The sequence below is a fragment of the Pseudomonas sp. P4_D7 genome (genome assembly GCF_056401755.1).
Map to the genome: position 1 here is coordinate 1 of NZ_JBFUIR010000079.1, position 10,628 is coordinate 10,628.

The 10,628-nt window shown below is 58.6% G+C and carries 12 protein-coding genes; 5 read left to right on the forward strand and 7 right to left on the reverse strand.

Translation table 11 applies throughout. From position 1 onward, the window contains the following. Positions 1-328: alpha/beta hydrolase (locus AC1DVF_RS27515; RefSeq protein WP_477783471.1), on the forward strand; the 328-nt coding region annotated here is incomplete at its 5' end. A 42-nt stretch (positions 329-370) separates the two neighbouring features. Next, positions 371-841 carry a MaoC family dehydratase gene (locus tag AC1DVF_RS27520; protein ID WP_093099066.1) on the forward strand — a complete coding sequence of 157 codons (471 nt, stop codon included), beginning with the start codon at positions 371-373 and terminating at the stop codon, positions 839-841. A gap of 276 nt (positions 842-1,117) precedes the next feature. On the opposite strand, the gene AC1DVF_RS27525 is transcribed toward AC1DVF_RS27520, so the two are convergent. Continuing rightward, positions 1,118-1,585 carry a ferritin-like domain-containing protein gene (locus tag AC1DVF_RS27525; protein WP_477783472.1) on the reverse strand — a complete coding sequence of 156 codons (468 nt, stop codon included), beginning with the start codon at positions 1,583-1,585 and terminating at the stop codon, positions 1,118-1,120. 205 nt (positions 1,586-1,790) lie between these two features. Between AC1DVF_RS27525 and AC1DVF_RS27530 the strand changes: the two genes are divergently transcribed. Continuing rightward, complete coding sequence (locus tag AC1DVF_RS27530; protein WP_003227425.1) at positions 1,791-2,027, forward strand: DUF3820 family protein; 237 nt, start codon at positions 1,791-1,793, stop codon at positions 2,025-2,027. A 31-nt stretch (positions 2,028-2,058) separates the two neighbouring features. Further along, positions 2,059-3,240, forward strand: a complete 1,182-nt coding sequence (locus AC1DVF_RS27535) for an aminotransferase class V-fold PLP-dependent enzyme (protein WP_093430459.1) — start codon at positions 2,059-2,061, stop codon at positions 3,238-3,240. Here AC1DVF_RS27535 and AC1DVF_RS27540 read toward each other — a convergent pair. From AC1DVF_RS27540 to zwf, 4 genes are all read right to left on the reverse strand, one after another. After that, a complete protein-coding gene (locus tag AC1DVF_RS27540; RefSeq protein ID WP_099756992.1) occupies positions 3,237-3,812 on the reverse strand; it encodes a peptidase associated/transthyretin-like domain-containing protein in 576 nt (191 codons plus the stop codon). The two genes, AC1DVF_RS27535 and AC1DVF_RS27540, sit on opposite strands and share 4 nt — an antisense overlap. 171 nt (positions 3,813-3,983) lie before the next feature. Continuing rightward, positions 3,984-4,649, reverse strand: a complete 666-nt coding sequence (locus AC1DVF_RS27545) for a bifunctional 4-hydroxy-2-oxoglutarate aldolase/2-dehydro-3-deoxy-phosphogluconate aldolase (RefSeq protein WP_008082815.1) — start codon at positions 4,647-4,649, stop codon at positions 3,984-3,986. 17 nt (positions 4,650-4,666) lie between these two features. Then, complete coding sequence (pgl, locus tag AC1DVF_RS27550) at positions 4,667-5,377, reverse strand: 6-phosphogluconolactonase (RefSeq protein ID WP_034153386.1); 711 nt, start codon at positions 5,375-5,377, stop codon at positions 4,667-4,669. Next, on the reverse strand, positions 5,364-6,830 hold the full coding sequence (gene zwf / locus AC1DVF_RS27555; RefSeq protein WP_064119140.1) for a glucose-6-phosphate dehydrogenase: 1,467 nt from the start codon (positions 6,828-6,830) through the stop codon (positions 5,364-5,366). The genes pgl and zwf overlap by 14 nt, the downstream gene beginning before the upstream one ends. Positions 6,831-7,056: 226 nt before the next feature. Between zwf and AC1DVF_RS27560 the strand changes: the two genes are divergently transcribed. Next, entirely contained in the window at positions 7,057-7,917 is an 861-nt protein-coding gene (locus AC1DVF_RS27560) for a MurR/RpiR family transcriptional regulator (RefSeq protein WP_171057240.1), read from the forward strand. Between the two features lie 208 nt (positions 7,918-8,125). Here AC1DVF_RS27560 and AC1DVF_RS27565 read toward each other — a convergent pair whose 3' ends face one another. Beyond that, the gene (locus AC1DVF_RS27565; protein WP_093430701.1) at positions 8,126-8,980 is read right to left on the reverse strand and encodes a D-hexose-6-phosphate mutarotase; all 855 of its coding nucleotides are present in this window, start codon (positions 8,978-8,980) and stop codon (positions 8,126-8,128) included. 113 nt (positions 8,981-9,093) lie between these two features. Next, positions 9,094-10,443: a carbohydrate porin gene (locus AC1DVF_RS27570; protein ID WP_477783473.1), complete on the reverse strand. Its 1,350-nt coding sequence runs from the start codon at positions 10,441-10,443 to the stop codon at positions 9,094-9,096. Positions 10,444-10,628 lie beyond the last annotated feature (185 nt).

Sequence of the window (10,628 nt, forward strand, 5' to 3'; positions counted from 1 at the left end):
GTGTGGCTTTCGCTGCACCAATCAACTGTGGATCGACCTGCTCGGCGGCTTGCAGCAGATCAGCAAAGCGTCCAATCTCGCGCAGATCGACCCGGGCCTGCCACTGCTGGTAATCGGCGGCGAATGTGATCCGGTGAGTGAAGGCAAGCGTCTGACAGATCTGGCCAATGCCTTGCGCACCGCCGGCAGCCAGCACCTGCAACTGAAGATCTACCCGCAGGCACGACACGAATTGTTCAACGAAACCAACCGCGACGAAGTGATCGCTGATGTGCTGGCCTGGATCGATCAGGCCTTGAGCCATCCGCGCCCTCATCGCAGCGAATAATTTTTTGTGGATTCACTGAATCCGTCACAGGAATCGAGACCGATGACCCAGGTTACCAACATCCCTTACGAAGCCCTCGAAGTCGGTCAGACCGCCAGCTACAGCAAGACCGTCGAAGAGCGCGACATCCAGCTGTTCGCCGCGATGTCGGGCGACCACAACCCGGTGCACCTGGACGCCGAGTTTGCCGCCGCGAGCATGTTCAAGGAGCGTATCGCTCACGGTATGTTCAGTGGCGCGCTGATCAGTGCCGCCGTTGCCTGCGAGCTGCCTGGGCCGGGCACTATTTATATCGGTCAGCAGATGAGCTTTCAGAAACCGGTGAAGATCGGTGACACGCTGACCGTGCGCCTGGAAATTCTCGAGAAGCTGCCGAAGTTTCGCGTGCGCATTGCCACTCGTGTGTTCAACCAGCGTGATGAGCTGGTGGTGGATGGCGAGGCTGAGATTCTGGCGCCGCGTAAGCAGCAGACGGTGACGTTGCCGACTTTGCCGCCGATCAGCATTGGCTGATTGATTGGTGGGGTGTCAGTGAGAGCTTCCCCCTCACCCCAGCCCTCCCGAAACGTCGGACCGCCCCAGAGGAGCGAGGGGGAAAGGGAGCCGATCTCCGTGGTTTTCAGATCTTGAGTTCGACTGGATATTTCAGGTCGGCGTACCTCGAAAGAACACCACGATCAGTTCCCTCTCCCTCCGGGAGAGGGCTAGGGTGAGGGGCTCTTGCTTTGGCTTTCCCCCAGACACAAAAAAACGCCAGACTAGCTGGCGTTTTTTATAACCGGCAAACGCTTACGAACGAGCGCGAGCCTGATTACGCAGGGCTTTCACCTGGTCGTGGTTGCGTTGCACACCGTGGTACTGGCGTTCAACCAGATCACGAATGCCGACCAGATTGTKCTTGCTGATTTTCTCAAGAGCTTCTTTGTAGGCCTTCAGCGCATGGTCTTCACCTCGCTCGGCTTCATTCAGCACTGCCTCTTCGTCTTTGCCGGTGAACATGGCTTTGACGTCGACCCAGCGACGGTGCAGGTCACCGCTAACGCTGGTGGAAGTTTCCGGATCGCCGCCCAGCTTGCGAACTTCGGCTTGCAGTTCTGCTGCAGCGGTGGCGCAATCAGCGGAGCGAGTTACAAACAGGGTTTTCAGTTCTGGGTGCTTGATGTCTTCAGCGCAAGTCTTGAACCCTTCCTGACCGTCCTTGCTGGTTTCAATCAGGTCATTGAGTACAGAGATGGCTTCTTTATTCATGTCGGTCATTTTTCAATTCCTTGCGATTGGTTGAAGATGCAAGGGATATTGCAGTGTGCATGCCAGCTTTTTTATTTTTAAAAAACACTTATAAATCAGCCAGTTAAAGATAAGTGAACTATCTGTATCACGGTTATTTGCATGATCTGTCATTTGGCCTGCATGCAGAATGCCTGTATTTTCCAAGCTGATTTGAAGCCAGACGATCTCACTGATGAATCCCGAAAAACTCGAACTGCTGATCACCCGCGAAATGCCCTTCGGCAAGTACAAGGGCCGGATCATTGCCGACCTGCCAGGCCCATACCTGAACTGGTTTGCCCGCGAAGGTTTCCCGCACGGCGAACTCGGTGGCTTGCTCGCGCTGATGCAGGAGATCGACCATAACGGCCTCTCGGACCTGCTCGAACCGCTGCGCGCCAAACACGGCAAACCTGCCCCGCGCCATTGAAGCGCCCTCCTCTCTCTTGAGTCAGCCGACCATGCCCGATAACACCCGCCGCGCCCGTGACGAAGCCTTTTGGCGAACGTTCGCCGATCGCTACGACGTTCAACCCGGCCCCGTGAACCTGGAAAACGGTTATTTCGGGCGCATGTCGCGCACGGTGATCGAGGAATACCAGCGCAACATCGAGCTGATCAACACCAGCAACTCGGTGTACGTGCGCCAGCGTTTCGAGCAGCACGACAACCTCGATATCCGCGCACAACTGGCCGAGTTGATTGGCGTGCGTGCGCAGAGTGTGGCGTTCACCCGCAATGCCACCGAAGGTCTGCAGTCGCTGATTCGCAACTACAACCGCTTGCAACCGGGCGATCAGGTGCTGATCAGCGATCTGGAATACGACACGGTCAAAGGCGCCATGCGCTGGCTCGCCAGGCAGCGCGGCGCCGAGGTGATCGAGATTGCTCACGCGCACCCGGCGAGCTACGACAGCCTGGTGGAGACTTACCGCGAAGCCTTCGTCGGTCATCCGCAAATCAAGCTGATGGCCCTGACTCACGTCACTCACCGCACCGGTCTGGTCATGCCAGTGCAAGCCATCGCCGCGCTGGCCAAAGAGCATGGCGTCGATGTCATCCTCGACGGCGCCCATGCACTCGGTCAGATCGAGTTCGATCTTGATGCCCTCGGCATCGCTTTCGCCGGATACAACCTGCACAAATGGATCGGCGCACCGCTCACCCTCGGCTTCCTCTATATCGCGCCACACCGCCTGGCCGACATTGATCCGGACATGGGTGAAATGCATTACCCGGGCAATGACATCCGTGCGCGCACTTCGTACAGCACGCCCAACATTCCGGCGCTGATGACCTTGCCGCTGGTGTTCGAAGAGCACCGTTCCCTCGGCGGCGCACCAGCCAAGGGCGCTCGCCTCAATTATCTGCGCAACCTCTGGGTCAGCGCGGTGCGGCACTTGCCGGGCATCGAAGTGATGACGCCAGACGACCCTCGGCTGTATTGCGGCATCACATCCATGCGCTTCACTCGGCACGACGATCAACAGGCGATGGCCGAACATCTGCTCAACGACTACAACCTGTTCACCGTGGTGCGCCATGGCGCAGCCAGCGGGCCGAGCATCCGCATTACACCGGGGCTGACCACCACCGCTGCCGACATGCAGTTACTGGTGCGGGCGCTGAACGAGCTGCGCTAAAACACCGTGATCAGGTATTTGTCATAGCCCGCCACGCCGATCTGCGATGACAGTGCAAAGGTGTCGACGCCGATCGTCAGGTTGCCGAAGTAGCCGTCCTCCGGGCCATCGTCTGTGATCGGCCGCAACGCCAGCCGAACGGCATCGTTATCAGTGGCTGTGCAATTGCAGGCACAGGGCAGATGCAGGCGCCCCGCCCAGGCCTCTTGGTACAGCTGCGGCTGTTGATCGTCATTGGCGATGGCGACGCTCAGAGCGATGCATGAAAAGGCAGTTTGCCGATCCGGATAAAGGCTGGTGAAACGAACGATGCCTTTACTGTCGGTCGACTGACTGCCGCACAGTGTGTCGGTGCCAATGTGCTGCTCGATGCGGACCACGGCGCCACTGACCGGCTCGCCGGTCATGGCATCGACCAGGGCCAGCCGCAATAGAAGAGGCAAGCCTTCGATGCCCGCGCTGATGTTGCGCACCTTGCCCTGGCTGTTGTGCCAATCGAAACTGCCAACCACGGGCAACTGCCGCGGGTGCAGAGCGTTGACTGATAAAGCTAAAGATTGATGGTCGTCCATGAGGCGTTCTCTCTTCCGTAAGATGAACGCAGATTAGCGCCACGCAAACGCGGCTGTGCGGTAACTATGTATCGCGTGATGTCCTGACACTTTCTTCAAGGCAAAAAAAACGGTGCACCGACCAAGCGCACCGTAAAGCCGTAGAACACACAACGAAGTGTCTGGTAACAATCAGTCCAGCAGCGCCAGTGCCTCAGCGGTGCATTCCTGAATACGGGCCCAGTCGCCGTTCTTGATCCACTCCGGATCAAGCATCCAGCTACCGCCCACGCACATGACGTTTTTCAGCGCCATGTAGCTCTTGATGTTGGCCGGGCCGACGCCGCCAGTCGGGCAGAATTTCACTTCGCCGAACGGACCGCCGAGGGCTTTGATTGCCGCCACGCCACCGCTGACTTCAGCCGGGAACAGCTTGAAGCGGCGATAACCCAGACCGTAGCCTTCCATGATGCCGGAGGCGTTGCTGATGCCCGGCAACAGCGGAATCGGGCTGTCGACACTGGCTTCGAGCAGGTCACGGGTGATGCCTGGGGTGACGATGAACTGCGAGCCAGCGGCTTCGGCAGCCGCGAGCATGTTGCGATCGAGCACGGTGCCGGCACCGGTCATCAATTCCGGACGCTGGTCGCGCAGGATCTGGATGGCCTTGAGGCCAAACTGCGAACGCAGGGTCACTTCCAGCGCGGTGAGGCCACCGGCAGCCAGAGCGTCAGCCAGTGGCAGCACGTCCTGTTCGCGAGCGATGGTGATCACCGGCAGGATCCGCGCCTTGGCGCAGAGGCTGTCGATCAGGGCAACTTTGTCCGCCATGGAAACGGTCGGGGATGGGGTTGTCATAGCGGCTGTTCCTTGGCTCATGGGCACCAGTAAATCTCTAACGTAGGTTGCAGAAACGCGCGCACCGGCATGGCGGCGACGTCGGATGCCAGTGCGGCATTCAGGGTGGTCAGTTTCGACTGACCGGAAATCGACAGAATCTTGTGTTTGGCCGAGGCCAGCAGCGCACGGCTCATGGTCAGGCGTTGACGCGGCACGCTTGGCGCCAGCATCGGCCAGCAACGGCGCGTGCCATCAGCCTGCAGCGCTTCGGCGAGGTTCGGGCTGTCGGGGAACAGCGACGCGGTGTGGCCGTCATCACCCATGCCCAATACCAGCACGTCAATCGGCGGCAATTCGGCAAGCAAGCGATCAGCCTGTTCAGCAGCCTGCTCGACGTTGGCCGCCGCGCTATACAGGCTGAGGAACTGCGCCTTGGCCGCCGGGCCTTTGAGCAGATACTGCTTGAGCAGACCGGCATTACTGTCGGCATGTTCAACCGGTACCCAGCGCTCGTCGGCGAGGGTCACGACGACCTTCGACCAGTCCAGTTCTTGCTTGGCCAGGTGCTGGAAAAACGCCACCGGGCTACGACCGCCAGACACCACCAGCACCGCGTTGCCGCGTGCAGCAATGGCTTCGCTCAATTGCTTGGCCACGTTCAGCGCCAGACCTTCGGCCAACAACACCGGGCTTTTGAATTCGTGGGCATTCACGCCCGCAGGCAGTTGCACATCAGATATCGCCATACCACGACCTCCCGTCCCGCGTGATCAATGCAATGGAGCTCATCGGCCCCCACGACCCCGCCGCATACGGCTTGGGCGCGTCACCGGATTTTTTCCACCCGGCGATCAGTTGGTCACACCACTTCCACGCGGCTTCGATTTCATCTTTACGGACAAACAGGTTCTGATTGCCGTTCATCACTTCCAGCAACAACCGCTCGTAGGCATCGGGGATCCGCGCGCTACGCCAGGTGTCGGAGAAATTCAGTTGCAGCGGGCCGCTGCGCAGTTGCATGCCTTTGTCCAGGCCCTGCTCTTTGGTCATCACGCGCAAGGAAATGCCTTCGTCCGGTTGCAGGCGAATGATCAGTTTGTTGCTGATCTGCAGGCGCTGCTCAGGGGCGAAGATGTAGTGCGACGGTTCCTTGAAGTGGATGACGATCTGCGACAGTTTTTGCGGCATGCGTTTGCCGGTACGCAGGTAGAACGGCACGCCGGCCCAGCGCCAGTTGCGGATATCGGCACGCAAAGCGACGAAGGTTTCGGTGTCGCTCTGGGTATTGGAATTCGGTTCTTCGAGGTAACCCGGTACGGATTTGCCTTCGCTGTGGCCGGCAATGTACTGACCACGCACTACTTGGGTGGTGAGGCCTTCCGGGCTGATCGGCGCCAGGGCCTTGAGCACTTTTACCTTTTCGTCGCGGATGCTGTCGGCGGACAGGTCGGCCGGCGGGTCCATGGCAATCAGGCACAGCAACTGCAACAGGTGATTCTGGATCATGTCGCGCAGTTGGCCGGCCTTGTCGAAGTAGCCCCAGCGGCCTTCGATGCCAACCTTCTCGGCCACGGTGATTTCCACGTGGGAGATGTAATTCTGGTTCCACTGGGTTTCGAACAGGCTGTTGGCGAAACGCAGGGCGATCAGGTTCTGAACGGTTTCTTTGCCCAGGTAGTGGTCGATGCGGTAGGTACGGTTCTCCGGGAAGAACTGCGCCACGGCGTCGTTAACCTTGCGCGAGGATTCGAGGTCGGAGCCGATCGGCTTTTCCAGTACCACGCGGGTATTTTCTGCCAGACCGACTTTCGCCAGGTTTTCGCAGATCGCGCCGTACACCGCCGCAGGGGTGGCGAAGTAGGCAATCATGCGTTGCGTGCTGCCAGCCAGTTCGGCCAGCGCCACGTAATCTTCGGATTTGAGGAAGTCGACGTGCAGGTAGGTCAGGCGTGCGAGAAAACGCTCGGCGACGGCCTCGTCCAGCTCTTTGCCCACATAACGACGCAGTTCGGCGGCGATGAACGCCATGTGCTGTTGCTCGGAACCTTCTTCACGGGCCAACGCGATGATGCGCGTGTCCTCGTGCAACAGATCGGCGCCATCGAGGTGATAAAGGGCAGGAAACAGCTTGCGCAGGGCCAGATCGCCAAGCGCGCCGAACAAGGCAAAGGTGCACGGTTCAACCGTAATCGAAGGCATGATGTTTGTTCTTTTATCAAGTTAAGCTACAAATACCTTTTTTCAAGGCATCACTCAAGGGAAAATGTAGTAATAACCACAACATTTTCGCAAAATACAGATTCCGAGTGGTGGTCGCTCGGACGCATCAGTAGGATAGGCCACCGTTACGGGCCATATCAAAGGCCCAATTTGCATAGCCCGGCGCACCTTTGCGCAGGTGAATTAGGAATTCCATATGGACCGCGTGCGAAATTTACTGGAACAGATCCAGAGTCGCCTTGAAGACCTGAACAAGGCCGAACGCAAAGTCGCCGAGGTGATCCTGCTCAACCCGCAGCAGGCCACCCGCTTCAGCATCGCCGCCCTCGCCCAGGCAGCCTCGGTGAGCGAACCGACGGTCAACCGTTTCTGCCGTTCGTTCGGTGTCAGCGGCTATCCCGAACTCAAACTGCAACTGGCGCAGAGTCTGGCCAGTGGCGCGGCGTATGTCAGCCGCGCGGTCGAGGCCGACGACAATCCCGAGGCGTACACGCAAAAGATTTTCGGCAGTGCCATTGCCTCGCTGGACAGTGCTTGTCAGGCGTTGGACCCGAACCTGATCAGCCGCGCCGTCGACCTGTTGATTCAGGCGCGGCAGATCCACTTCTTCGGCCTCGGCGCTTCGGCACCGGTGGCACTGGATGCGCAGCACAAGTTCTTCCGCTTCAACCTCGCCGTCACCGCGCACGCCGATGTGTTGATGCAGCGGATGATTGCGTCGGTGGCGCACACCGGCGAGTTGTTCGTGATCATTTCCTACACCGGGCGCACCCGTGAGCTGGTCGAAGTGGCGCGTATTGCTCGGGAGAACGGTGCTTCGGTGTTGGGTTTGACGGCGGAGAATTCGCCGCTGGCCAAGGCGAGTACCTTGAGCCTGAACATTCCGTTGCCGGAAGACACTGACATCTATATGCCGATGACATCGCGGATCATTCAGTTGACCGTGCTGGATGTGTTGGCGACCGGGATGACCTTGCGTCGTGGCGTGGATTTCCAGCCGCATTTGCGCAAGATCAAAGAGAGCTTGAATGCGAGCCGGTATCCGGTTGGGGATGAATTCAACTAAAGATCAAAAGCACCCTCACCCCAGCCCTCTCCCGGAGGGAGAGGGGGCCGACCGACGTGTCTTCCGTCATGCATCGACCTGAGAGACCGAGTCGATTATGGATTCACAGCCGATCTTTCATTTCGGTGAAACTCTCCAATATCCCGCAATCAGTCCCCTCTCCCTCTGGGAGAGGGCTAGGGTGAGGGTAGCGGTGTACTTGACACACTCAAGCCGCCGCCCACGCCTGCAAACTCAAATGCGCCTTCTCCCCCGGCGCTAAATGCAGGCTGTCAGTCCCACCCGCCGCCGCTTCCACGCAGACAAACTCCGAAATCTCATCCCACGTCACGCCCAACAACGGCCGCGCGCCCGGATGCCACACCACCGTATCCGCACTGTCACCGGTATCAATGCACAACTCGCGCTGCCAGGCGTGATCTTTCAGCTGCAATTCACCGTCATGCTGGAACACCCGCTGACAGCCGCCATCGACCCGCAACTCGCCTTCCTGCTGACAAATCTGCCGGTTCAACTGGTCATAGCCCTGCGCCCCTTCAAGCCCAGACAGCGCTATCTCACCAACATCACCAATACGCCAGTAAGCGTGCAAAGCCTGGCTCAACTGGCATGGCATGTCGTCCTGATGCTCGGTACTCAGGCGTAATTCCATGCGTTCGCCCAGATGCGCGTGCAGGTCGACCTGCCAGTCGCACAGCTGCAATTGCCAATGCAGGCGCACGCCGTCTTCGGCGCTGCTGCTGTCGAGCAGCTTCCAGTCGAGCAAGCGCGCCCAACCATGCGATGGCCAGGCGTTTTCGCTGGGATGACGGCCATACCACGGCCAGCACACCGGCACACCACCGCGAATGGCACCCACGTGCGGCCACTTCGCCGCGCACCACAACCACGGCTTTTGCCCACGCGGCTGAAAGTGCAGCAACTGCGCGCCCTGACGACTGAACACCGCCTGACACAGCGGATGATCGATCACCAACACGTCGCGCATCTGATAGCGCTCCCAGGCGAACACCGGTTGTTCACGCAGGGATTTGAAGAAGCGTTGTAGCGGATGCTCATGCATTTGCCACGGTTCCGAATTCATCTGTTACGGGCTGCGCCAGCCCCCAAAAAAAAGCGGACAGCCTGGGCTGTCCGCAAATATGCGCACATAGAGAGGAGCTTATCGCAGACGCGTTAGAACGTAGACTGAATTTTCAGGCCAGCGACCAAAGCGTTGTCCACTTCATCCACACCACCCGGGTGAGTGATGTATTGCAGGTTAGGACGTACGGTCAGCCAGTTGGTGACGTGGAAGCCGTAGTTGATCTCGTAGTTGTATTCGGTTTCACGAATCGGCGAGAACACCGGATTGTCGTAGTCCGAAACCCCGTTGGAAGCGTTCAGCAGTTCGGCGTTTTTCTTCACGTCATCGTTAACGTGGATACGCGCCGCGCCAATACCGACGTCATCCTTCGGACGCGCGTCGAACGGGCCTTTGTAGACAAACATCACCGACTGGTAGTTGTCGATGAAGTTGGTGTCCTTGTCGTGGAACGTGGCGTTGGCGGCAATATTCAGACCGCGAGAAGCATCACCGTTGTGGCTGGTGAGTTGCTGTTGCGCCACAAACCAGTAGCCGCTTTTGCTGCTGTGGGTTTTGTAGGCATCACCAGTGGTGGCTGCGTCGAAACCGTTGACGTCTTCACGAACGTCGTCGGCATCGGCCGTGCTCTTGTAGTAACCCACACGGTATTCGCCTGGCAGGCTGTTGACCTTCGGCGACCAGACCAGCTCGACCGGAAGAACGGTACCTTTGGTGCCACTGCCGCTGAGCTTGAAGCCGTTGCCGTGTTCCAACTGCGACGGGTTCTGGTTGTACGCACCGATCTGCGCGTAGAGCTCGTCGTTGATGTTGTACTTCACACGAATCGCGGCCTGGCTGACGGGCCAGTTGTACCAGATGTTAGTCGCCCAGTTACCCACTTGCGAACCGCAGAACGCGAGGTTCTGGAAGTCGCACGGGAAGGTGTTGAAGTCTTCGCCTTCACCGAAGTAACCGGCCTTGACGTCGAGCTTGTTGTCGAAGAACTGGTGCTGAATCCACAACTGGGTCAGACGCACCATGTGGCCACGGCCGTAAACTTCTTGCGACGAACTCAAGGTGCCGGCACGCGGATCGCCAACGCGGTCGTTGGAGATGTTGTAGCCGTTACGGTTGGTCAGCTGGATCTTCGCCTGAGTGTTATCCCAGCCCCACAGCTTTTGCAGATCGAGTGYCACGCCCAGACCGAACTGGTCAGCGTAACGCGCGGTCTTGTCGTCGTTGTAGCCACCGTGCAGGTTGCCACCGACTTCCCCAACGTAGTCAGCCTTGATGTCGATACCCTGCTCGATCAGCTTGGTACGCTCGCCACCCCAGTCGCCGGTCATCCATTTCGAATCGGAACTGAAGGCATCCGCCGCCATGGCGTTACCGGCCAGCACCAAAGCCGCCGCAGCCGACACTTGGCAGATCAACCGGGCATTGACGTGTTTCTTTTTCATCCCTACATCCTCGTCTTTATTGTTATTAACTGTTTTTATCTAACGCGGTTTACATAAAGTGCGATGGATTACAGGCAATCCACCGCGTGCTCCTTGTAGGAGTGAGCCTGCTCGCGATAGCGGTTTTACATTCAACATCTCTGTCGACTGATACACCGTCATCGCGAGCAGGCTCACTCCTACAC